Origin of the sequence: Paucibacter soli (assembly GCF_037482845.1) — a bacterium.
Taxonomy (GTDB): Bacteria; Pseudomonadota; Gammaproteobacteria; order Burkholderiales; family Burkholderiaceae_C; genus Paucibacter_B; species Paucibacter_B soli.
In genome coordinates, this window is the sequence record NZ_JBBHJW010000010.1 from 127,601 (window position 1) to 148,377 (window position 20,777).

A 20,777-nucleotide genomic window follows, 5' to 3' on the forward strand; every position below is an offset into this window, starting at 1 on the left:
TGCGCGCCGCGCTGGCTATGCACACCAGGCCGGGCCCAACAGCCACAGCTGCAGATCGGCGCGTTCCAGATAGGCCGGCAGCGCCAGCAGGGCCAGCGCCATCAGCATGAGCAGCAGCGCCGGATGCCGCCAGCGCATCACGCCGCCACCGCCAGCGCCGGCCGCGGCCGGTCGTCGATCGGCCAGTGCAGCAGCGCCGCCAGCAGGCCCAGCGCCATCGCGATCCACCACATCGGCGCATAGCTGTGGGTGGCGTCGAAGATCCGGCCGCCCAGCCAGACGCCCAGGAAGGAGCCCAGCTGATGGCCCACAAAGGTGAAGCCGAACAGGGTGGACAGATAGCGCAGGCCAAACACCTGGGCCACCAGGCCGTTGGTGAGCGGCAGCGTGCCCAGCCACAGCAGGCCCATCGCGATGCAGAACAGCTGCGCGCTCCAGTTGCTGAGCGGCAGCAACAGGAACAGCGCGATCACCGCGGTGCGCAGCAGGTAGAGCAGGCTCAGCAGCTGCTTCTTGCGCCAGCGCCCGCCCAGCCAGCCGCATAGATAGGTGCCGCCGATATTGCTCAGCGCGATCAGGGCCAGGCCGCTGGCCGCCTGGCCGGCCGGCAGGCCGCGCTCCAGCAGATAGGCCGGCAGGTGGGTGGCGATGAAGGCGAGCTGGAAACCGCAGGCCAGAAAGCCCAGATTGAGCAGCCAGAAACCGGGCTGGGCGAAGGCGTCGCGCAAGGCCGGGCCCAGGCCCATGCCGGCCGCACCCTGAGCCGGCGGCTGGCGGTCGTCCAGCGGCCAGGCCAGCGGCAGCGCCAGTGCGATCAGCAGCGCCAGGCACAGCAGGGTGGCCGACCAGCCCAATCCCTGCATCAAGCCCTGGGTCAACGGCACGGCGAGGAACTGGCCCAGCCCGCCCACGGCGCCGGTCAGCCCCAGCACCGCGGCGCGCTGCGCCGGCGCGACGATGCGGCTCAGGGCGCCATAGACCACACCGAAGGCGGTGCAGGCCAGCCCCAGGCCCACCAGCAGGCCGGCGCCCAGATAAAGCAGCCACAGACTTTGCGCCGTGGCCATGGCCCACAGGCCCAGGCCATAGAGCAGGCTGCCGGCCATCACCACCGGGCGCGAGCCCCAACGGTCCGCCAGCATGCCGGTGAAAGGCTGGGCCAGGCCCCAGACCAGATTCTGCAGCGCCAGCGCCAGGGCCACGCTCTCGCGGCCCCAGCCGCGCTCCAGGCCGATCGGCAGCAGGAACAGGCCCTGCACATGGCGCACGCCCAGCGCCAGGCCCATCATCAGGCCGCCGCACAGAATCGGCAGCGTCCAGCTTCTCATTTGCTTCATACGAGTTTCCCGATGCGAATGCGATGATCCGAACTGGCGCCCAGTCTGTCTTGACGGAAGCTCGGCCATCAAGCAATCTCTGCGGCACCTTCACATTCACGCACGGAATGTCACTCTCGCTCACCCGACTGACCCAGCTGGACCTCTTGCGCGGCTTTGTCGCGGTGGCCCGGCGCATGAGCATCACGCTGGCGGCCCAGGACCTGTGCCTGACGCAATCGGCGGTGAGCCGGCAGATCGCGGCGCTGGAAGCGAACCTGGGCTGCACGCTGTTCCTGCGCTGCTACCGCAGCATCAAGCTCAGCCCCGAGGGCGAGCGCCTGTTCCGGCGCGTCGATCCGGCCTTCCAGCAATTGCAGGACGGCCTGGCCGAGCTGCTCGCGCCCGCGCCGCGGCGCAGCGTCACGCTCACCGCCAGCATCGGCGTGGCCTCGCTGTGGCTGCTGCCACGCCTGCGCGGCCTGCAGCAACAGCATCCGGACATCGACCTGCGCGTGGCCGCCAGCGACCGCGTGATGGACCTGCGCGCCGATGGCATCGACCTGGCGCTGCGCTACTGCGCAATCGGCCAGCCGCCTGCCGGCAGCGTGCGCCTGTTCGGCGAGGCGGTGCTGCCGGTGGCCCACCCTGCCCTGCTGGCGCAGGGGCATGCGCTGGCCGAGCTGTTGCCGCAGCAGGTTCTGCTGGAATTCGACGACGCCCGCCGCCCCTGGCTGCAATGGGCCGACACCCTGGCCGCGCGCGGACTAAGCAGCCAGCAACCGCGCGCGATGTTGCGCTTCAACCAGTACGACCAGGTGATCCAGGCCTGCCTGGCCGGCCAGGGCCTGGCGCTGGGGCGGCTTGCGCTGGTGGCGCCCATGCTGGCCGATGGCCGGCTGCGCGCCATCGAGCCCCAGGCCGTGGCCCAGCCTTGCGAGCATGCCTATTGGCTGCTGCGGCGCCCTGGCAGCAGCACGCCCGCGGTGCAGGCGGTGGTCGACTGGCTGCTGCAAGAGGCCGCCAGCACCCAACTGGACGGCCCGGCCTGAGGTCTCCTCAGCCTCGTTGCAGCGCCTGGCGCGCCACGCTGGCGGGCGCGAACGCCGCCACCAGTTGAGCCATCAAGGCCTCGGCCTTGGCGCTGTTGTCCTGCCCCAGATTGCACACATAGACGTCCAGCGTCACCGCGCCCAGCTCGGGCCAGGTGTGCACGGCCAGATGCGACTCGGCCAGCAGCACCACGCCGGTGATGCCCGATTGCTCGCTGCCGGGCGCCGGTGTGAAGCGGTGGAACAGCTCGGCCACGGCGCCCAGACCGGCCTCGGCAACCGCGCTCACACACAGCGCCCGCAAGGCCTCTGCCTGGATCATGAGTGGATCCAGCGGTCGGCAGCCGCTCAGGTCTGCGGTCAGGTGCAGGCCTTGCATCAGTGTGCCGTGCCAGCCTGGCTGCGCCATTGCGTGGGCGTGACGCCGTGGTGGCGGCGAAACAGGCGACTGAAGTGCGAGCTGTCCTTGAAGCCCAGCTCATGCGCCAGCGCGGTGATGCTGATGGCGCCAGGCAGCCGCAGCAGCTGCGCGGCGCGCGTTATGCGGCAACGCCAGATGCAGGCCGACACCGTCTCGCCACGAGCTGAGAACACCGCATCCAGATGGCGGCGGCTGACGCTCATCTGCTCGGCCAGGCCTGACACGGTGATCTCCGCCAGCTGGCTCTCGATCAGCGCCAAGGCATGCGAGCGCAGCTGCGCCTGCGCATCCGGTGCGCCGCCGTCGTTGTGCAGCACGCCAAGCATCTGCATCAGTGCCGCCGCCAGATGCCATTGACTGCGTCCGCCCAGCGCGGGCTGGGCCGCCCAGCTGTGCACAAAGCTGGCAATCGGCCGGTGGCTGGGAGGCTCGCCACAGACACGGCCATGCGCCATGCTGCGGCCGAGGCCGGGCAGCAGCGCCAGGCTGTGCGCATACGCGCCTTCGGCCTCGATCTCCACCGGCAAGTGGGCAGCCAGCAGAGTGAACTGGCCGGCGGCAAGGCGGCCGCGGCGCCCAGCCTGGCTGTAGCGCAGTTCCCCTGCGTCGACCAGCAGGACCTTGCTGGCGATGCGTCGCGTGCCCGGGAGGCTGAGCCGCAGGTCGCGCCCTCGCAGTGCCGCGACGCCATGGCCGGCGGCAAGCAGCGCGGGCAAGGCGGGCGCCTCCAACAGCGCGGCGCCTCCAGCACAGACCCGTCCGGCTTCCATCTCATCCCTGCGCATCGTCGGCTCCCTTCCTAAGCTCGGGACTCCTTTCGATAACAGGAGTCTTCATGTCCGTGATTCAGTCTAGCGCGCCGGAGCTGTACTGGCTGGCCGCCACCTGCCTGCTCAGCGCCCTGCTCTGGCTGCCGTATGTGGTCAACCGGTTTCAGGAGCTCGGGCCGCCCGGCTGGCAATGGTTCCCGGCACCGGACCCGCTGCCGCGCGCTGCCTGGGCGCGACGGACGATGCGGGCGCACCTCAACGCGGTGGAAAACCTGGTGGTGTTTGCGCCCCTGGCGCTGGGCGTGGTGATCGCCGGCCTGGGCAGCCCGGGCACGGCATGGGCCTGCCGCCTCTATTTCTGCGCCCGTGTGGCCCACTACGCGGTCTGCTGGGCCGGGCTGCCCATCGTGCCGCGCACGCTGTGCTTTCTGGCCGGCGTCGCGGCCCAGCTCTTTCTCGCAGCCACGCTGCTGGGCGCCGGCTAAGGGCGCGGCTCAGCCCCCGGTGACAGGGGGAAAGAACGCCACCTCGGCGCCATCCGGAATCAAGGCGTCTTCCTTGCTGAGCTGCTGGTTCAGCGCACAGCGCACTGCGCGCGTGCGCGCCAGCACGGCGGCATGGGGCTCGCCGCGCGCCAGCAACTGATCGCGCAGGCCGCCCAAGCTCAGGCCCGCCTGCCAGTCCAGCGTCTCGCTGGGGCCCAGGGCCTCGCGCAGCGAGGCGAAATAGCGGATCGTGATCATGGATGCAGGAGTTCGGAGAAGGGTATGAACTGCACTGTAGCGCCGGCGGCGATGGGCGTGCCGGCCGGGTTGTCGACCAGGCCCTCGCCCCACACGGCCGAAGTCAGCACACCCGAGCTCTGGTTAGGGAACAGGTCCAGCCCACCCTGAGCGTTCAGGCGCACGCGCAGGAATTCGCGCCGTTTGTCGGGCCTGGGCCAGGCGAAATCGGCACGCAGCGGGTAGCGCCGCGGCGCCAGCGCGCTGGCGCCTTGCAGGCGCAGGATCACCGGGCGCACCAGCAGCAAGAAGGTCACGAAGCTGGCGACCGGGTTGCCGGGCAGGCCGATGAACCAGGTCTCTTGAACACGGCCGAAGGCCAGCGGCTTGCCGGGCTTGATCGCGATCTGCCAGAGATCGAGCTCGCCCTCTGCCTGCACGGCCGGTTTCAGATGGTCTTCCTCGCCGACCGAGACGCCGCCAGAGGTAATGATCAAGTCCGCCTGTGCTGCCGCCTGGCGCAGCGCGGCACGCGTGGCATCCAGCCGATCCGGCACGATGCCCAGATCCACGACCTCACAACCCAGCCCCTGCAACAAGGCCGTGAGCGTGAAACGGTTGGAGTTGTAGATGGCGCCAGGCTTGAGCGGCTCGCCAGGCATCTGCAACTCGTCGCCGGTGGAGAACAGCGCCACGCGCGGGCGCCTGGCCACCGTCAGAGCGGCCGCCCCCACCGAGGCGGCCAGGCCCAGCGCGGCTGCGTTCAGCCGCGCCCCGGCGGGCAACACCAGCGCGCCGGCCTGCACGTCCTCGCCGCGGCGGCGTATCCATTGGCCCTGCTGCGGCTCGGCGTTGATGCGCACGCTGCCCAAGCCTGTACCCGATGCATCGGCCACGGCCTCGCATTGCTCCTGCATCACCACGGCATCGGCGCCCAGCGGGATCTGCGCGCCGGTGAAGATGCGCGCGGCGGTGCCGGGCTGGTGCACCGCGCCCACCACGCCGGCTGGCACGCGCTGCGAAACCGGCAGCACGGTGCCAGGGCTTGCCACGTCGGCGGCGCGCAGCGCATAGCCGTCCATCGCGGTGTTGTCGGCCGGCGGCACATCCAGTTGCGACAGCACCGGCCCGGCCAGCACGCGGCCCAGGGCCGCGGCGGTGGGCAGTTGCTCGGTCGCCGCCAAGGGCTGCACGCGGCCAAGCAGACGCGCCAGCGCCTCGTCGAGCGACTGCATGGCGGGGCGTTGGACGGGCTCAGACATGGCTGCGGATGAAGTCCTTCACCGCCTCTACATCCACCGGCAGCACGGTCACGCGCTTGGGCAGCGCCTCGATGTGCTCGAGCCCGGCCGGGCGTGGCGGTTCGATGCCCAGCGCTTCGCGGATGGTGGCCGCGAACTTGGCCGGCAAGGCGGTTTCCAGCACCAGCATGGGCGTGCCGGCCTGACGGTGCGCCAAGGCCACCTTGAGGCCGTCGGCCGTGTGGGTGTCGATGATCTGGCCATGGCGCTGGTAGCAGTCGCGTATCGTCGCCAGGCGGTCGGCATGGTTGCTGCTGCCCGAGGCAAAGCCGAAACGGGCCATGGCCGCGCGCTCGTCGGCCGTCAGGCTGAAGCCGCCGGCGCTGAACAAGGCCTTCACCCGGGCACCATCGCGGCCCAGCAGGTCGAACACAAAGCGTTCGAAATTGCTGGCCTTGGAGATGTCCATCGAGGGGCTGGAGGTCTCGTGCGTCTCGGCGCTGCCGCGCGGGCGGTAGACGCCGCTGCGGAAGAACTCGTCGAGCACATCGTTCTCGTTGGTGGCCACCACCAGGTTTTCAATCGGCAGGCCCATCATGCGCGCCACATGACCGGCGCAGACATTGCCGAAATTACCCGAGGGCACGGTAAAGCTGACCCGCTCGGTATTGCTCTTGGTGGCCTGGAAGTAGCCGGCGAAGTAGTACACCACCTGGGCCAGCAGGCGCGCCCAGTTGATCGAATTGACCGTGCCGATCTTGTACTGGCGCTTGAAGTCCAGGTCGTTGGAGACCGCCTTGACGATGTCCTGGCAGTCGTCGAACACGCCTTGCACCGCCAAGTTGTGAATGTTGGCATCCTGCAGGCTGAACATCTGCGCCTGCTGGAAGGGGCTCATACGGCCATGCGGACTGAGCATGAAGACGTTCACACCGGCCTTGCCGCGCATCGCGTACTCGGCCGCGCTGCCGGTGTCGCCCGAGGTTGCGCCCAGGATGTTGAGGGTCTCGCCGCGGCGCCCCAGCTCGTACTCGAAGAGCTGGCCCAGCAACTGCATGGCCATGTCCTTGAAGGCCAGCGTCGGTCCATTGGACAGGGCCTGCAGCGCCAGCCCCTGCTCCAGGGTCTTGAGCGGCGTGATCTCGGGCGTGCCAAACACCTCGGCGGTGTAGGTGCGGCGCGTGATCGCCAACAGGTCCTCGGCCGGGATGTCGTCGATATAGAGCGAGAGGATCTCGAAGGCCAGATCGGCATAGGACAGGCCGCGCCACTTCGTCAACGTCGCATCGTCGACCTGCGGATAGGCCACCGGCAGATACAGGCCACCATCGGGCGCCAGGCCCTCCAGCAGGATCTCGCTGAAGGAACGTTCGCTGCGGTCGCCGCGGGTGCTGACATAGCGCATCAGGCCAGCTCCTCCTTGCGCAGCCGCACGATCGGCGCCAGCACGGTGGGCAGGGCCTGCATCTGGGCCAGGGCCTTGTTCATGCGGCCTTCCACGGTCTCGTGGGTGAGGATGATGAGGTCGGTCTGCTTTTCGCCCTCCGCTGATTCGCGCTGCAGCACCGCGTCGATCGAGATGTCATGCTCGGCCAAGATGGTGGTGATGCGCGACAGCACGCCGGCCTCGTCGGCCACAACCAGGCGCAGATAGAAGCTGGTCAGCACCTGTTCCATCGGCAGGATGGGGGTGTCGCTCATCGCGTCGGGCTGGAAGGCCAGGTGCGGCACGCGGTGGTCCGGGTCGGCGGTGTGCAGGCGGGTGATGTCGACCAGATCGGCGATCACCGCCGAGGCGGTGGGCTCGGCGCCCGCGCCCTTGCCGTAATACAGCGTGGTGCCGACGGCGTCGCCCTGCACCATCACCGCATTCATCGCACCCTCCACATTGGCGATCAGACGATTCGCCGGCACCAGTGTCGGGTGCACGCGCAGCTCGATGCCACCACCGGGCAGGTCGTGGCGGCGCCGCGTTAGGCCCAGGAGCTTGATGCGGTAGCCGAGTTGTTCGGCGTATTTGATGTCGGCCGCCTGAAGCTGGGTGATGCCCTCGACATGAGCACGCTCGAACTGCACCGGGATGCCGAAGGCGATGGCCGACATGATGGTGGCCTTGTGCGCGGCGTCCACGCCTTCGATGTCGAAGCTGGGGTCGGCCTCGGCATAGCCCAGGCGCTGGGCTTCCTTGAGCACCACGCCGAAGTCCAGACCCTTGGAGCGCATCTCCGAGAGGATGAAGTTGGTGGTGCCGTTGATGATGCCGGCAATCCATTCGATGCGGTTGGCGGTGAGGCCCTCGCGCAGCGCCTTGATGATGGGGATGCCGCCGGCCACCGCGGCCTCGAAGGCCACGATCACGCCCTTGGCATGGGCCGCGGCAAAGATCTCGGTGCCATGCACGGCCAGCAAGGCCTTGTTGGCGGTGACCACATGCTTGCCGGCAGCGATCGCCTCCAGCACCAGCGCCTTGGCGATACCGTAGCCGCCGATCAGTTCGACGACGATGTCGATCTCGGGGTTGGCAATGACCTCGCGGGCATCGCTCACCACCCGCGCGGCGTCGCCGACGACTTCACGGGCGCGCTCGGTATCGAGGTCGGCCACCATCGCAATCTCGATGCCGCGGCCGGCACGGCCACGAATCTCTGCCTGATTGCGGCGCAGCACATTGAAGGTGCCACTGCCCACGGTGCCAATGCCCAGAAGGCCGACTTTGATCGCTTGCATGGTGTCTCTTTGCTCAGGTTGTCAGGTGCTATGGCGCTTGCGGTAGTGCGCCAGAAAACGCTCGATGCGGCCCACCGCCTCCTTCAGGTCGTCGGAGTTGGGCAGGAACACAAGGCGGAAGTGATCGGGGGCTGTCCAGTTGAAGCCCGTCCCCTGCACGATCAGCACCTTTTCCTCGGCCAGCAGCTCGTAGGCGAACTGCTGGTCGTCCTCGATCGGGTAGATCTTGGGGTCCAGGCGGGGGAACATATAGAGTGCAGCCTTCGGCTTGACGACGCTGACGCCCGGGATCTGGGTCAGCAGCTCGTAGGCCAGGTCGCGCTGGCGGCACAGGCGGCCCGTGGGAGCCACCAGGTCCTTGATGCTTTGGTAGCCGCCCAGGGCGGTCTGGATGGCCAGCTGGCCCGGCGTGTTGGCGCACAGCCGCATCGAGGCCAGCATGTTCAGGCCGGTGATGTAGTCCTTGGCATGGCGCTTCTCGCCCGAGACGACCATCCAGCCGGCGCGATAGCCGCAAGAGCGGTAGTTCTTGGACAGGCCGTTGAAGGTCAGGCACAGCACGTCGTCGGCCAGCGAGGCGATGCTGGTGTGGACGTTGCCGTCGTACAGCGTCTTGTCGTAGATCTCGTCGGCCATGATGATCAGCTGATGCTGACGGGCCAACTCGATGATCTCCAGCAGCAGGCTCTCGGGGTAGAGCGCGCCGGTGGGGTTGTTGGGGTTGATGACGACGATGGCCTTGGTGTTGGGCGTGATCTTGCGGCGAATGTCGGCGATGTCCGGGAACCAGTCGCTGCTTTCGTCGCAGATGTAGTGCACCGGGTTGCCGCCCGAGAGCGCCACCGCGGCGGTATAGAGCGGATAGTCGGGCGCGGGCAGCAGCACCTCGTCACCGTTGTCCAGCAGGGCGTTGAGCGCCATCACGATCAGCTCGGAGGCGCCATTGCCCAGATACACATCGTCGATGCCGACGCCGCGGATGTTCTTTTCCTGGCAGTAATGCACCACCGCCTTGCGCGGCGCGAACAGGCCCTTGGAATCGGTGTAGCCGGCCGCCGCGGGCAGGTTGCGTATCATGTCCTGCACGATTTCGTCGGGCGGCTCGATGCCGAAGGCGGCGATATTGCCGATGTTCAGCTTGATGATCTTCTGCCCCTCCTCCTCCATCGCGCGCGCCTTGTCCAGCACGGGACCACGGATGTCATAACAGACATTGGCGAGCTTGGCGGACTTGGAAATCGGCTTCAAGGTAAAGGGCTCCGGTGATTGACTGGTGCAAAAATGCTGCACTGCAGGCGTGGAATTTAAACACAGGGATCAGGGCATTCCCCCAGGTCCGGCGACGCTGGGTTCGCAAACCACGCAAGCAGGCTTCGCGCAGACAACGGCACTCATGAAATTCCAACTCGATGAACAGCAAGGCGGCAACAGCATCTCGCGCCACGATGGCAGCCATGTCTGGGTAAACGGCCAGCGCCACGACCAGAGCCTGCTGGTGCCCTGGCGTGGCGAGGTACGGGCCTGGGCCCTGCCCAGCTTCGATGCGCTCAGCGAGGCGCATTTCGAGCAGATCCTGGCCCTCAAGCCCGAGCTGGTGATCTTCGGCAGCGGCGCCAGCCTGCGCTTTCCCCATCCCCGGCTTTACCGCGGCCTGATCGAGGCGCGCATTGGCGTGGAGACCATGGACCTGGGGGCGGCCTGCCGCACCTACAACGTGCTGGCCAGCGAGGGGCGCGCCGTGCTGGCGGCCTTGTTGATCGAAGCCACGGCCTGAACCCGCGCAGGGCAATCCCCCGAAGTGGCGAGCGGCGGCTTTGTTGCGGTTCGACGTATAATTCGCGGCTATGCCCACCCGGGCACACCTCTCTAAAGAACGCCCACATGACGCCAGCGCTCAACAAACCCCTTCCGGAAATTGAAGCTCTTGCTACCGGAGGCGTGAAGTTCACACCCCAGGCCTTCAAAGGTCAAGTGGTGGTGCTGTACTTCTACCCGAAGGACAACACCCCCGGTTGTACCACCGAGGCCATGCAGTTCCGCGATCGCCACAAGGATTTCGTGAAGGCTGGCGCGGTGGTGCTGGGTGTGTCGCGCGACAACATGGTGTCGCACGACAAGTTCAAGCAGAACCTGGAACTGCCCTTCGAGCTGATCGCAGACACCGAAGAGAAGCTCTGCCACATGTTCGGCGTGGTGAAGAACAAGATCATGTACGGCAAGAAGGTCAAGGGCATCGAGCGCTCCACCTTCCTGATCGACGCGAGCGGCGTGCTGCGCGAGGAATGGCGTGGCATCAAGGTGGCCGGCCATGTGGACGAGGTGCTGAAGGCCGTCAAGGCCCTGAAGAAGGACGCCGCCTGACCCGAGTCGCTGGACTCGGCTGCCACCCTGGCAGCATTGCAGTATCCAAGCGAAGCCGGCCCATGGGCCGGCTTTTTGCATGCTGCGTTGCACGCACGCAGCGCCGCCGGCCCAGGGCTGGCTGTCACGACGCTTTGTGCATAATGGACTCATGCCCCTGAGTTCCCCGATCCGCATTCCAAGCCAAAGCCGCATCGCTCGCCGTGCGGCTTTTTGCTTTTTCGGCCCGGACCTCTATCTTTTGCTTTCCAACCCAAGCTTGCTCTCTGGCAAGCTGCACTCATGCCACTGCCCAAGCCTCCGACCAAGCGCGCCAGTCGCCTAGAGCCCACCGCATTCGCCGCCAGCCTGGCGGTCAGCAAGAACCAGGCAGTACCGGTGGCTGCCCATGCCCCAGAGAAATCACCCCTCGTGCCGGCCGCCCCGGTGGTGGCGCCGGCCCAGGCCGGCGGCAATCGCCGCAAGCCCGTCACCGCAACGCCCGAGTTGCGCGCTCCCGCCAGCCTGGCCCTGGTGGCGCCGCCCACCAGCGCGGCACCGCTGCGCCCGGTGGCCCCGCCGCGGCCCAAGGCCGCCAAGCCCAAGAGCAACGAGCCGCCCAAGCTCTTCGTGCTCGACACCAATGTGCTGATGCACGACCCGATGTCGCTGTTCCGTTTCGAGGAGCACGACATCTACCTGCCCATGATCACGCTCGAAGAGCTGGACGGGCACAAGAAGGGCATGACCGAGGTGGCGCGCAATGTGCGCCAGGTCAGCCGCGACCTCGACACGCTGGCCGCCAGCCTGAAGAGCAGCACGCTGGAGGAAATGGCCAAGGGCCTGCCGCTGGACAGTACCGGGCACCGCGAGGCCGGCGGCAAGCTGTTCTTCCAGACCCAGCTGATCGACACGCCGCTGCCGCAGGGCCTGCCCCAGGGCAAGGCCGACAACCAGATCCTGGGCGTGGTGCAGGCGCTGAAGGTGCAACAGCCGCAGCGCGAGGTGGTGCTGGTGTCCAAGGACATCAATATGCGCATCAAGGCGCGTGCCCTGGGCCTGCCCGCCGAGGACTACCGCAATGACAAGACGCTGGAAGACTCCGACCTGCTCTACACCGGCGTGCAGGCGCTGCCGGCCGACTTCTGGGAGCGCCATGGCAAGACCATGGAGAGCTGGCAGCAGGGCGGCATCACCTTCTACCGCATCAGCGGCCCACTGGTGCCCTCGCTGCTGGTCAACGAGCTGATCTATCTGGAAGCACCCGGCGCCGCGCCGCTCTATGCCAAGGTCACCGAGATCACCGGCAAGACCGCGGTGCTGCGCACGCTGAAGGACTACGGCCACCAGAAGAACGCCGTCTGGGGCGTGACCGCACGTAACCGCGAGCAGAACTTCGCGCTGAATCTGCTGATGGACCCGGAGTGCGACTTCGTCACCCTCACCGGCACGGCCGGCACCGGCAAGACCCTGATGACGCTGGCGGCCGGCCTCTCGCAGGTGCTGGATGAGCGCCGCTACAGCGAGATCATCGTCACCCGCGTGACCGTGCCGGTGGGCGAGGACATCGGCTTCCTGCCCGGCACCGAGGAAGAGAAGATGGGCCCCTGGATGGGCGCCCTGGACGACAACCTCGAGGTGCTGGCGCGCGGCGACAGCTCGGCCGGCGAATGGGGCCGCGCCGCCACCAACGACCTGGTGCGCAGCAAGATCAAGATCAAGAGCCTGAACTTCATGCGCGGGCGCACCTTCCTGAACAAGTACGTCATCATCGACGAGGCGCAAAACCTGACCCCCAAGCAGATGAAGACCCTGATCACGCGCGCCGGCCCCGGCACCAAGATCGTCTGCCTGGGCAATCTGGCGCAGATCGACACGCCCTACCTCACCGAGGGCAGCTCGGGCCTGACCTATGCGGTGGACCGCTTCAAGGGCTGGGCCCACAGCGGCCATGTCACGCTGGCGCGCGGCGAGCGTTCGCGCCTGGCTGACTTTGCGTCGGAAGTGCTGTGACGCTTTATGTCAGTGACCTAGACGGCACCCTGCTCGACCCGCAAGGCCGGCTCGCGGATTCCACGCGGGCCGGCCTGACGCGCTTGCTCGAAGAGGGCCTGACCTTCACCGTTGCCAGTGCGCGTCACGTCAGCTCGATCCGCGAGATTCTGGGCGACTTGCCGCTGCGTCTGCCGGTGATCTCGTCCAACGGTGCCTATATCAGCGAGATGGCGAGCTGCCGGCATGAGCTGGTCAACACCATTGCTCCGGCACTCGGCGAGGCGATCTTTGCGCTGATACGCCGGCATGGCCTGATGCCCTTCATCTCCACCCATGGCCCCAAGGGCGACCAGCTGTTCTACCAGTCGGTGCACAACGAGGCGCAGCAGGCCTTTGTGGACGAGCGCGTCGCCAAGGCCGACCCGCGCCTGCGCCATGCGCCGCGCCTGCAGGAGGCGCTGCGCGACCCGGCCGTGGTGTTCGTGGTGGTGGAGCGCGAGGCGCCGCTGCAGGCCCTGCAGGGCGACATCGACACGCTCTGTGGAGACGCTGTCGAGACCCATCTGGCCGAGGATCTCTACAAGCCCGGTTGGCCCTGGCTCACCGTGCACGACCGCCGCGCCACCAAGGACCAGGCGATCCGGACGCTGGCCGAGCGCTACGGCCTGGCCGAGCGCGAGACCGTGGTGTTCGGCGACCATGTCAACGACGTCAAGATGCTGCGCGCCGCGCACCGCGGCATTGCGGTGGCAAACGCGATCGACGCCGTCAAGCAGGAAGCGCATACCGTGATCGGCCCGCACCATGAGGATGCGGTGCTGCGCTTCATCGAGGCCGACTGGCGACCTCGAACCAGCTAGCCGCCTACTTGCGCAGGTAGTCGAAGAAGGCCTTGGAATTGGAATCACGACCGAGGAAGTCGTGCACCAGTTCCTGCGCCGGTTTCTGGCCGCCCTGACCCAGCACCGCATTGCGGTAGCGCAGGCCCACCTCGGGGCTCAGCTTGTCGGCCGCGAAAGCAGTGCGCAGGTCCATCGCCACCACCAGGCTCCAGAGATAGCCGTAGTAGCCGGCGCCATAGCCGCCGGCGATATGCGCAAAGCCGGCCGGGAACTTGCTGCCCGGCACATAGCCCAGCGGCGTGGCACCCTGCATCTTGGCCCACAGGGCCAGGGGATCGGGCACTTCCTTGCCATGCAGGGCCAGGTCATAGCTGGCGAACAGGTGCTGGCGGCCATAGGCCGAGCCCTTGCCGAATTCCTTGGCGGCCTTGGCGCGTTCCACCAGCTCGTCGGGCACCGGCTTGCAGCTCGGGCACACGTCGGCCATCAGCTTCAGCACCTGCTTGTCCACCACCCAGTCCTCCAGCATCTGCGAGGGGGCTTCGACGAAGTCCAGCATCACGCTGGTACCGCCCTGCAGCGCATAGCGGGTGTTGCTGAGGTTGTTGTGCACCGCATGGCCCAGCTCATGCAGCAGGGTCTCCATCTCGTCGATGGTCAGGCCCTTACGGTCGAAGTTCACCACCAGCGCGGCGGTGGAGGTGCGACCGATGCGCGAGGCGCTGGAGCGCAGCGGCCACACCGCCGCATGGTTGTACTTGCCCTCGCGCGGGTACATGTCCACATAGAGGGTGGCGATAGGCTTGCCGCTGGCCGCATCGCTGACGGCGAAGGCCTTGGCCTCGGGGTGCCAGAGTTCGGCCGGCACCTCGGTATAGCGCACGCCCATCAGCTTCTCGATCACATGCATCGCGAACTTCAGGCTTTCCTGGGCCGGGAAGTACTCGCGGAAGGCCTCCTGGTCGACGCTGAAACGTTCCTTGCGCAGGCGCTCGGCGTAGAAGCTGCTGTCCCAGCGCTCGATCTTGGTGGCTTCCAGCGGCTGGCCCAGGTGCTTGGCCTTGGCGGCGCGCAGCTCCTCGACATCGCTGCGTTCGCGCGCGTTGACGGTGTCCTTCACCTCGTCGAGGAACTTCCAGGCGGTGACCGCGTCCTTGGCCATGCGGCGGCGCAGATTGAAGTCGACGAAGTTGCTGAAGCCGAACAGCTGCGCGTACTCGTTGCGCAGCTTGGCGATCTCGCCCAGCAGGGCCAGATTGGCATCGCCGCCCTCGTTCTCCTTGGCGCGCCAGAGGCGCTCGCGCGCGGCGGCGTTCTCGCCGCTTTGCAGCAGCGGGCGCAGCGTCGGGTAGTCCACCCCCAGCAGCACGCGGCCCTGGGCGTCGCGCTTGGCCTTGGCCCACACGCCCTCGGGCACGCCCTTGAGCTCGTCCTCGCTGAAGGCCACCTGCACATTGGCATCGCGGATGTTCTTGTTGAACTGCTGGTCCAGCTCGGTCAGCTTGTCGAGGATCTGCTTGGCGCGCTGGCGCTTGGGCGCGGTCAGGCTCACGCCGCTGTCCTCGAAGCCGCCCAGCGCAATGCGTTGCAGCTCGCGCTCGATCGCCGTGGGCGTGGGGGCGCTCTTGAGCGCGCGGAAGATCTTCTCGTTCTGGTTGAAGCTGGAATTGAAATCCGACCAGCGCAGCGAGCAGGCCTGGGCGGCATCGCGCCCGGCGGCATCCGGATGCACGTTCAGCACGAAGTCGATCGGGCTCAGCGTGTCCTCGACAAAGGCGTAGTAGTCGTCGTAGGCGGCGATCCAGCCGGCGTCAACCTTGCGGCGCTCGAGCTGGCCCACGCGCTTCTTGGCGGCGGCCAGGCCGGCGTCGCAGGCAGACTTGATCTGCGCGGCGCTCTTGAGCTGGGGAAAGGCCGGGCCGGGCAGGCTGGCTTGCGCCAGTGCGTTGGCGCCGAGCAAGAAGGCGCTGGCCGCAAAGGCGGCAGCGCGCAGGGGCTTGGTCATCATGCGGACTCCAATATCGGGGCCGCCCTGGGGATGGTTCTGGGCGGCAAGGGCCCGGATTGTGCCTGCCGCGCCAAAACCGCGCCAAAAGGCACAGCGTGACAACCCTAGCCCGAGCCAGCTGCTCAGGCGCTCAAGACCTCGCTGATCTGGCGCAGCGCGGCCGGATCGTCCATGGTGCTGAGATCGCCCGGATCGCGCCCCTCGCAGACCGCCTGGATGGCGCGCCGCAGCAGCTTGCCCGAGCGCGTCTTGGGCAGCGTGTTGACGAAGCGCACGCGCGCCGGGCGCGCCACCGCGCCAAGCTGCTCGTCCACCCGCTTCATGATCTCGCCCTCCTGGGCCATGGCGGCCTCGGGCGTGGCGGCGCGGCCGGCGTCCTTGAGCACCACGAAGGCCATCGCCACCTGACCCTTGAGCTGGTCGGCCACGCCCACCACCGCCACCTCGGCCACATTGGGGTGGCTGGAGATGCTCTCCTCGATCTCACGCGTGCCGAGGCGGTGGCCGGCCACATTGATCACATCGTCGGTGCGGCCGAGGATGTAGAAATAGCCCTCGTCATCGCGGATGCCCCAGTCGAAGGTCGAATACAGCTGCTGGCCCGGGATGCTGGACCAGTAGGTGTTGACGAAGCGCGCATCGTCGCGCCATACCGTCTGCAGGCAGCCGGGCGGCAAGGGGCCGGCGATCGCCACCACGCCCTTCTGGTTCGGGGCCGTCAGCTCAGCACCGCTGTTCTCGTCCAGCAGCTTGACGTTGAAGCCATACATGGCCACGCCGGGCGAGCCGAACTTGCTGGGCTTTTGCTCCACGCCATTGGCGATCGAGAGGATGGGCCAGCCGGTCTCGGTCTGCCAGTAGTTGTCGATGATGGGGCGGCCCAGCGCCTCGGCGATCCATTGGGCGGTGGGCTCATCCAGCGGCTCGCCGGCCAGGAAGAGCGCGCGCAGCGAGCTCAGGTCGTACTTGCCCAGATAGGCCGGATCCTGCTTCTTCAGCACCCGCACCGCGGTGGGCGCGCTGAACATCACCGTGACCCGGTACTTCTCCACCAGGCTCCACCAGATGCCGGCGTCCGGCCGCGTCGGCAGGCCCTCGTACATGATGGTGGCCATGCCCGCCAGCAGCGGGCCGTAGATGATGTAGCTGTGGCCCACCACCCAGCCGATGTCGCTGGTGGAGAAATAGGTCTCGCCGGGCTTGCCGCAGTAGATGTGCTGCATGCTGGCGGCCAGCGCCACCGCGTAGCCGCCGGTGTCGCGCTGCACGCCCTTGGGCTTGCCGGTGGTGCCGCTGGTGTAGAGCGTATAGCTGGGCGCGTTGGCCTCCAGCCAGGTGCAGGGCACCTGGGCATCGAGGTGCTGCTCGCGCAGTGCAGCGTAGTCGAGATCGCGGCCTGCCACGCGCTCGAAGGGCGCGAGGCCGCGGTCCACCATCAGCACCGCGCCGGGCTTGTGGCTGGCCAGCTGGATGGCCTCGTCCAGCAGATGCTTGTAGGGCACGACCTTGCCCGAGCGGCTGCCGGCATCGGCGCTGACGATCAGCGCCGGCTCGGCATCGTCGATGCGGCTGGCCAGGCTGTGGCTGGCAAAGCCGCCGAACACCACCGAGTGGATCGCGCCGATGCGCGCGCAGGCAAGCATCGCGAACGCCGCCTCGGGAATCATGGGCATATAGATCAGCACCCGGTCGCCCTGGCTCACGCCCTGAGCCAGCAGGATCGCGGCCATGCGCTCGACCTCGCGCTGCAGCGCCTTGAAGCTGTAGATGCGCTCTTCGTCCACCTCGGTGGAGACCCAGATCAGCGCGTTCTGCTCGCCGCGATCCCGTGCGTGGCGATCCACCGCGTTGTGGCAGAGATTGGTTTGGCCACCGACGAACCAGCGCGCAAACGGCGGCCGGCTGTAGTCGCACACCTGCCCGAAGGGGCGATGCCATTCGATGGCCCGGGCCTGCTCGGCCCAGAAGGCATCGCGATCTTCGATCGAGCGACGGTAGAACTCTGCGTAAGACGGAACAGACGACGATGCGGACATGCGCGGACTCCAAACAAAGCTTGTCGCGCATTTCATGCAGAGGGACTGACGACAGCCTGACCCGGCGTGCAAAGCTGCCCGCGCCTTGCGTTGGCGCAAGGCGCCGCACCCCATGAGCCTGTGGTCCAATACGGGTATTCCCGCAGATTTCAATACCAAAATCGGACCCGGGCTTACCCGGAGTTTTACATCCTCTTGCTTGACACCCCGGACAGCCCCTCCTTAAGCTGCGCGCCGGACACCATGACAGCCGCGCGCAGCCTTCCCTTCCCCCCCCGCCTAGTTGCACGCCTCAAGCCCCTGGCTTGCGGGCTGAGCCTGTGCGCGGGTCTGCTGGGCAGTGGGGCCTGGGCGCAGCAAGCGCAGCAAAACCTGAGCCCGCCGCCAGGCACGATGACCGGCGCCTATGGCCAGAGCCTGCTGCAGCAGCAACAAGCGAGCACCGCCGCAGCGCCGGCACCGGCAACACCTGCCCCCAATGCGGCCACCGCCACCGACGCCGTCTCGCGCTTTCTGCAGGAGCGCGGCCTCCTGAGCCAAGCCCAGCTGGAGTCCAGCAAATTCCTCAGCACGGTGCGCGACACCGCCTCGGATCTGGTGCTGTCGGCGATGAACTTCCTCGGTGTGCCCTACAAGCGCGGCGGCAATTCGATCGACAGCGGCTTCGATTGCAGCGGCTTCACCCGCCACATCTTCGAAAGGAGCGTGGGCCTGGTGCTGCCGCACCGCGCCGACGAGCAGGCCCGGCTCTCCAGCCTGATGCCCATCAAGCAGGACGAACTCAAGCCCGGCGACCTGGTGTTCTTCAACACCATGCGCCGCACCTTCTCGCATGTGGGCATCTATGTGGGCGAGGGAAAATTCATCCACGCCCCGCGCACCGGCAGCGCCGTGCGCGTGGAGGACATGCGCGAGGCCTACTGGGCCAAGCGCTTTACCGGCGCACGCCGCGCCGACCTGGGCAGCGGCGCGCTCGACGCCGCCAACCTGCTGCGCTAACAGCAACCCTCTAGGGTTCCCTTGATGGCCATCAAGCCATGCGCCGTGCGAGCATGGCAGCATGAACATCTTGATGCCCAACAAACACACCGAGAAAGCCCTGCAGGAGTCGCGCCGCTTTGGCGTCAAGCCCGTGCCCACCTTGCGCCCGCTGGGCTGGCTGGCGCGCGGCTGGAGCGATCTGGTGCGATGCCCAGGCCCCTCGCTGCTGCATGGCCTGCTGCTGGCGCTGGCCGGCGCGGCCATCTTCATGCTGGCACGCCACCGCTTCTGGCTGCTTGCCGGCGCCTTCACCGGCTTCCTGCTCGTCGCCCCCATCCTGGCCACCGGCCTCTACGCAATCAGCCGTGAGCTGGAGCGCGGCCGGCGCGCGACGCTGGCCACCGTGCTGCAGGTCTGGAAGCCGCGCGACGGCCGCCTGGTGGGCTTCGGCCTGCTGCTGGCCCTGGCCGGCAGCGGCTGGGTGCTGACCTCGGCGGCGCTGATCGTCGGCTTTGCCGGCGTGCCCATCACCAAGCCGCTGGACTTCCTGCGCCATGTGGTGCTGAACGAGGGTTCGCACCTGTTCGAGGCCTGGCTGGCGCTCGGCGCGGTGCTGGCCGCGCCGGTATTCGCGTCCACCCTGATTGCCGTGCCGCTGCTGCTGGATCGCCAGGTCAGCGTGCTGGGCGCGGTCTTCACCAGCTGGCGCGCGGTGATGGAATACCCGGCGCCGGTGGCGCTGTGGGCCGCCCTCATCATGGCCCTGACCCTCCTTGGCATGGCCACCCTGATGCTGGGCCTGGTGGTGATCCTGCCCTGGCTGGGCCACGCCAGCTGGCATGCCTACCGGGACCTGGTGGATACCTCGGGCATGGCCCGCATCGATTGAACAAAGACCCTGCAGATGTTTGGATACTCGGAAGAGCAGATCGCGCAATTCGGCCTGACGTTTGGCGTCACGGCCTTCATGCTCTACATGGTGTTCATCATCCTGCAGCTGGCGCGCGAGTCCAGGGCCGGCAAGTTCGGCACCTTCATCCTCTTGCTGGGCCTGGGTTTCGGCCTGGTGGGCTTTGCCGCCAAGGGTCTGATCAAGTATTTCCTCAGCGGGCTGGGCGAATGAGCGCGAACCACAAACCCCTCAAGGCCGGCACGCGCAGCTTCCGCCATTCGCTCTTCGAGGATGCCCAGGCCCTCATCACCGGCACCCTGTTCGTGGCGCTGGGCGTGGCGCTGTTCAAGCAGGCCGGCATGCTCACCGGCGGCACGGTGGGCATCGCGTTCTTGCTGCACTACGCCAGCCACCTGCCCTTCGGCGCGCTGTTCTTCTGCCTGAACCTGCCTTTTTACTGGCTCGCCTACCGCCGCATGGGCCGTGCCTTCACGCTCAAGACCATCTGCGCGGTGACGCTGATGTCGCTGCTGGCCGAGGTGCTGCCGCGCTGGCTGCAGTTTGCGCAGCTGAACATCTGGTTTGCCGCGATTGCCGGCGGCCTGCTGATCGGCGCCGGCATGCTGATCCTGTTCCGCCACAAGGCCAGCCTGGGCGGTCTCAACATCCTGGTGCTGTTCCTGCAGGAGAAGCGCGGCTGGCGCGCCGGCTATGTACAGGCCGCGCTCGACGCGGCGATCTTGCTCAGCTCGCTGGCCTGGGTGGCGCCCGAGCGCATCGGCCTCTCGCTGGTCGGCATGGCGGCCATGAATGCCGCGCTGGCGGTGAACCACCGTCCCGGGCGCTATCTGGCTATTTGAGATCCCCAGCCAGGTTGGCCAGGGTCTCGGCCGGGATCTGGCCGTGGATCGGATAGTTGGCGTGGTCGCAGCCCAGCTTCGCCGCCGCGCCGGCGCGCAGCGCCTCGCGCATCGCGGGTGTGAACTCGAAGCGCAGGAAATGCACGGCCGAGGTCTTCTCGGCGTTTTCGCGTTCCAGGTCCTCGTCGGCGATCGCGTAGATCCGTGCATGGCCCTCGACCTCGACGAACATGCGATCCTCCACGCCGATCAGCCGCGCCAGCTCGCGCTTTCGCTCATGCGGGTCTGGATACTCCAGCAGCATGGTGGCCTTCCAGTTCGTGCCATCGGGCACCAAGGGCAGGTAGGCGTCCAGCTCGCCCTGTATGCCCTCCTCCTCGAAGATCTTCTCGATGCGCAGCATCTCCTGGATCTGATAACGAATCGTCTGCTCGTCCTCGAACTGCAGGCTCATATGCTCGCCCAGCGCCACGCTGCGCAGGCGCCGGTGCGCGATCACCTCGCCGTGATGCTGTTTGCGGTAGCGGGCATAGGCCTCCAGGGTCATCAGGCTGTCGCGGGTGATGGTCATGGT

The 20,777-nt window shown here is 67.4% G+C and carries 22 protein-coding genes; 10 read left to right on the top strand and 12 right to left on the bottom strand.

Annotated elements, in window-relative coordinates; genetic code table 11:
* Window positions 1-15: 15 nt before the first annotated feature.
* Together WG898_RS20090 and WG898_RS20095 are read right to left on the bottom strand one after the other, a co-directional pair.
* Window positions 16-138 carry a hypothetical protein gene (locus tag WG898_RS20090; RefSeq protein ID WP_339604551.1) on the bottom strand — a complete coding sequence of 41 codons (123 nt, stop codon included), beginning with the start codon at window positions 136-138 and terminating at the stop codon, window positions 16-18.
* Window positions 138-1,337 (bottom strand): MFS transporter, encoded by a 1,200-nt coding sequence (locus WG898_RS20095; protein WP_339604552.1) that lies wholly within the window; start codon window positions 1,335-1,337, stop codon window positions 138-140. Before WG898_RS20095 ends, WG898_RS20090 begins: the two co-directional genes overlap by 1 nt.
* 107 nt (window positions 1,338-1,444) lie before the next feature.
* Here WG898_RS20095 and WG898_RS20100 point away from each other — a divergent pair, with 107 nt between their 5' ends.
* Window positions 1,445-2,368, top strand: a complete 924-nt coding sequence (locus tag WG898_RS20100; RefSeq protein WP_339604553.1) for a LysR substrate-binding domain-containing protein — start codon at window positions 1,445-1,447, stop codon at window positions 2,366-2,368.
* A 7-nt stretch (window positions 2,369-2,375) separates the two neighbouring features.
* On the opposite strand, the gene speD is transcribed toward WG898_RS20100, so the two are convergent.
* Complete coding sequence (gene speD, locus WG898_RS20105) at window positions 2,376-2,777, bottom strand: adenosylmethionine decarboxylase (RefSeq protein WP_339604554.1); 402 nt, start codon at window positions 2,775-2,777, stop codon at window positions 2,376-2,378.
* The gene (locus WG898_RS20110) at window positions 2,747-3,574 is read right to left on the bottom strand and encodes a helix-turn-helix domain-containing protein (protein ID WP_339604555.1); all 828 of its coding nucleotides are present in this window, start codon (window positions 3,572-3,574) and stop codon (window positions 2,747-2,749) included. The genes speD and WG898_RS20110 overlap by 31 nt, the downstream gene beginning before the upstream one ends.
* Before the next feature lie 50 nt (window positions 3,575-3,624).
* Between WG898_RS20110 and WG898_RS20115 the strand changes: the two genes are divergently transcribed.
* Window positions 3,625-4,044 (top strand): MAPEG family protein, encoded by a 420-nt coding sequence (locus WG898_RS20115; RefSeq protein ID WP_339604556.1) that lies wholly within the window; start codon window positions 3,625-3,627, stop codon window positions 4,042-4,044.
* A 9-nt stretch (window positions 4,045-4,053) separates the two neighbouring features.
* On the opposite strand, the gene WG898_RS20120 is transcribed toward WG898_RS20115, so the two are convergent.
* The 5 genes from WG898_RS20120 to WG898_RS20140 are packed head-to-tail and all read right to left on the bottom strand — an operon-like array spanning window position 4,054 to window position 9,497.
* Window positions 4,054-4,302 (bottom strand): MoaD/ThiS family protein, encoded by a 249-nt coding sequence (locus WG898_RS20120; protein WP_339604557.1) that lies wholly within the window; start codon window positions 4,300-4,302, stop codon window positions 4,054-4,056.
* Window positions 4,299-5,516: a molybdopterin molybdotransferase MoeA gene (locus tag WG898_RS20125; protein ID WP_444718979.1), complete on the bottom strand. Its 1,218-nt coding sequence runs from the start codon at window positions 5,514-5,516 to the stop codon at window positions 4,299-4,301. The genes WG898_RS20120 and WG898_RS20125 overlap by 4 nt, the downstream gene beginning before the upstream one ends.
* Before the next feature lie 19 nt (window positions 5,517-5,535).
* Window positions 5,536-6,927, bottom strand: a complete 1,392-nt coding sequence (thrC, locus tag WG898_RS20130) for a threonine synthase (RefSeq protein WP_339604559.1) — start codon at window positions 6,925-6,927, stop codon at window positions 5,536-5,538.
* Window positions 6,927-8,249 (bottom strand): homoserine dehydrogenase, encoded by a 1,323-nt coding sequence (locus tag WG898_RS20135; RefSeq protein ID WP_339604560.1) that lies wholly within the window; start codon window positions 8,247-8,249, stop codon window positions 6,927-6,929. Before WG898_RS20135 ends, thrC begins: the two co-directional genes overlap by 1 nt.
* Window positions 8,250-8,270: 21 nt before the next feature.
* Window positions 8,271-9,497, bottom strand: coding sequence for a pyridoxal phosphate-dependent aminotransferase (locus tag WG898_RS20140; protein WP_339604561.1), 1,227 nt, complete (start codon window positions 9,495-9,497; stop codon window positions 8,271-8,273).
* A 145-nt stretch (window positions 9,498-9,642) separates the two neighbouring features.
* On the opposite strand from WG898_RS20140, the gene WG898_RS20145 reads away from it, so the two are divergent.
* The 4 genes from WG898_RS20145 (at window position 9,643) to WG898_RS20160 (ending at window position 13,444) form a co-directional block, all read left to right on the top strand.
* A complete protein-coding gene (locus WG898_RS20145; protein ID WP_339604562.1) occupies window positions 9,643-10,023 on the top strand; it encodes an Mth938-like domain-containing protein in 381 nt (126 codons plus the stop codon).
* Between the two features lie 107 nt (window positions 10,024-10,130).
* Window positions 10,131-10,610 carry a peroxiredoxin gene (locus tag WG898_RS20150; protein ID WP_339604563.1) on the top strand — a complete coding sequence of 160 codons (480 nt, stop codon included), beginning with the start codon at window positions 10,131-10,133 and terminating at the stop codon, window positions 10,608-10,610.
* Between the two features lie 282 nt (window positions 10,611-10,892).
* Window positions 10,893-12,602: a PhoH family protein gene (locus WG898_RS20155; RefSeq protein WP_339604564.1), complete on the top strand. Its 1,710-nt coding sequence runs from the start codon at window positions 10,893-10,895 to the stop codon at window positions 12,600-12,602.
* Entirely contained in the window at window positions 12,599-13,444 is an 846-nt protein-coding gene (locus WG898_RS20160; protein ID WP_339604565.1) for an HAD family hydrolase, read from the top strand. The genes WG898_RS20155 and WG898_RS20160 overlap by 4 nt, the downstream gene beginning before the upstream one ends.
* Window positions 13,445-13,448: 4 nt before the next feature.
* Here the strand turns inward: WG898_RS20160 and WG898_RS20165 are convergent, their stop codons facing one another.
* Both WG898_RS20165 and WG898_RS20170 read right to left on the bottom strand, forming a co-directional pair.
* Entirely contained in the window at window positions 13,449-15,434 is a 1,986-nt protein-coding gene (locus WG898_RS20165; RefSeq protein ID WP_339604566.1) for a M3 family metallopeptidase, read from the bottom strand.
* A 122-nt stretch (window positions 15,435-15,556) separates the two neighbouring features.
* Window positions 15,557-17,470: a propionate--CoA ligase gene (locus WG898_RS20170; protein ID WP_339604567.1), complete on the bottom strand. Its 1,914-nt coding sequence runs from the start codon at window positions 17,468-17,470 to the stop codon at window positions 15,557-15,559.
* Between the two features lie 243 nt (window positions 17,471-17,713).
* Between WG898_RS20170 and WG898_RS20175 the strand changes: the two genes are divergently transcribed.
* From WG898_RS20175 to WG898_RS20190, 4 genes are all read left to right on the top strand, one after another.
* A complete protein-coding gene (locus WG898_RS20175; RefSeq protein ID WP_339604568.1) occupies window positions 17,714-18,469 on the top strand; it encodes a C40 family peptidase in 756 nt (251 codons plus the stop codon).
* Window positions 18,470-18,542: 73 nt separating this feature from the next.
* Window positions 18,543-19,340: a DUF2189 domain-containing protein gene (locus tag WG898_RS20180; RefSeq protein ID WP_444718980.1), complete on the top strand. Its 798-nt coding sequence runs from the start codon at window positions 18,543-18,545 to the stop codon at window positions 19,338-19,340.
* Window positions 19,341-19,355: 15 nt separating this feature from the next.
* Window positions 19,356-19,574: a DUF2788 domain-containing protein gene (locus WG898_RS20185; protein WP_339604570.1), complete on the top strand. Its 219-nt coding sequence runs from the start codon at window positions 19,356-19,358 to the stop codon at window positions 19,572-19,574.
* Complete coding sequence (locus WG898_RS20190) at window positions 19,571-20,203, top strand: YitT family protein (RefSeq protein ID WP_339604571.1); 633 nt, start codon at window positions 19,571-19,573, stop codon at window positions 20,201-20,203. Before WG898_RS20185 ends, WG898_RS20190 begins: the two co-directional genes overlap by 4 nt.
* Here the strand turns inward: WG898_RS20190 and WG898_RS20195 are convergent.
* Window positions 20,196-20,774: a DUF3501 family protein gene (locus tag WG898_RS20195; protein ID WP_339604572.1), complete on the bottom strand. Its 579-nt coding sequence runs from the start codon at window positions 20,772-20,774 to the stop codon at window positions 20,196-20,198. The genes WG898_RS20190 and WG898_RS20195 overlap by 8 nt on opposite strands.
* Between the last annotated feature and the right edge of the window lie 3 nt (window positions 20,775-20,777).

What these genes read in the sequence shown, in the direction of transcription:
- WG898_RS20090 (WP_339604551.1), bottom strand. Translation starts at nt 138, where the DNA reads ATGCGCTGGCGGCATCCGGCGCTGCTGCTCATGCTGATGGCGCTGGCC.
- WG898_RS20095 (WP_339604552.1), bottom strand. Translation starts at nt 1,337, where the DNA reads ATGAAGCAAATGAGAAGCTGGACGCTGCCGATTCTGTGCGGCGGCCTG.
- WG898_RS20100 (WP_339604553.1), top strand. Translation starts at nt 1,445, where the DNA reads ATGTCACTCTCGCTCACCCGACTGACCCAGCTGGACCTCTTGCGCGGC.
- speD (WP_339604554.1), bottom strand. Translation starts at nt 2,777, where the DNA reads ATGGCGCAGCCAGGCTGGCACGGCACACTGATGCAAGGCCTGCACCTG.
- WG898_RS20110 (WP_339604555.1), bottom strand. Translation starts at nt 3,574, where the DNA reads ATGCGCAGGGATGAGATGGAAGCCGGACGGGTCTGTGCTGGAGGCGCC.
- WG898_RS20115 (WP_339604556.1), top strand. Translation starts at nt 3,625, where the DNA reads ATGTCCGTGATTCAGTCTAGCGCGCCGGAGCTGTACTGGCTGGCCGCC.
- WG898_RS20120 (WP_339604557.1), bottom strand. Translation starts at nt 4,302, where the DNA reads ATGATCACGATCCGCTATTTCGCCTCGCTGCGCGAGGCCCTGGGCCCC.
- WG898_RS20125 (WP_444718979.1), bottom strand. Translation starts at nt 5,516, where the DNA reads ATGCAGTCGCTCGACGAGGCGCTGGCGCGTCTGCTTGGCCGCGTGCAG.
- thrC (WP_339604559.1), bottom strand. Translation starts at nt 6,927, where the DNA reads ATGCGCTATGTCAGCACCCGCGGCGACCGCAGCGAACGTTCCTTCAGC.
- WG898_RS20135 (WP_339604560.1), bottom strand. Translation starts at nt 8,249, where the DNA reads ATGCAAGCGATCAAAGTCGGCCTTCTGGGCATTGGCACCGTGGGCAGT.
- WG898_RS20145 (WP_339604562.1), top strand. Translation starts at nt 9,643, where the DNA reads ATGAAATTCCAACTCGATGAACAGCAAGGCGGCAACAGCATCTCGCGC.
- WG898_RS20150 (WP_339604563.1), top strand. Translation starts at nt 10,131, where the DNA reads ATGACGCCAGCGCTCAACAAACCCCTTCCGGAAATTGAAGCTCTTGCT.
- WG898_RS20155 (WP_339604564.1), top strand. Translation starts at nt 10,893, where the DNA reads ATGCCACTGCCCAAGCCTCCGACCAAGCGCGCCAGTCGCCTAGAGCCC.
- WG898_RS20165 (WP_339604566.1), bottom strand. Translation starts at nt 15,434, where the DNA reads ATGATGACCAAGCCCCTGCGCGCTGCCGCCTTTGCGGCCAGCGCCTTC.
- WG898_RS20170 (WP_339604567.1), bottom strand. Translation starts at nt 17,470, where the DNA reads ATGTCCGCATCGTCGTCTGTTCCGTCTTACGCAGAGTTCTACCGTCGC.
- WG898_RS20175 (WP_339604568.1), top strand. Translation starts at nt 17,714, where the DNA reads ATGACAGCCGCGCGCAGCCTTCCCTTCCCCCCCCGCCTAGTTGCACGC.
- WG898_RS20180 (WP_444718980.1), top strand. Translation starts at nt 18,543, where the DNA reads ATGCCCAACAAACACACCGAGAAAGCCCTGCAGGAGTCGCGCCGCTTT.
- WG898_RS20185 (WP_339604570.1), top strand. Translation starts at nt 19,356, where the DNA reads ATGTTTGGATACTCGGAAGAGCAGATCGCGCAATTCGGCCTGACGTTT.
- WG898_RS20190 (WP_339604571.1), top strand. Translation starts at nt 19,571, where the DNA reads ATGAGCGCGAACCACAAACCCCTCAAGGCCGGCACGCGCAGCTTCCGC.
- WG898_RS20195 (WP_339604572.1), bottom strand. Translation starts at nt 20,774, where the DNA reads ATGACCATCACCCGCGACAGCCTGATGACCCTGGAGGCCTATGCCCGC.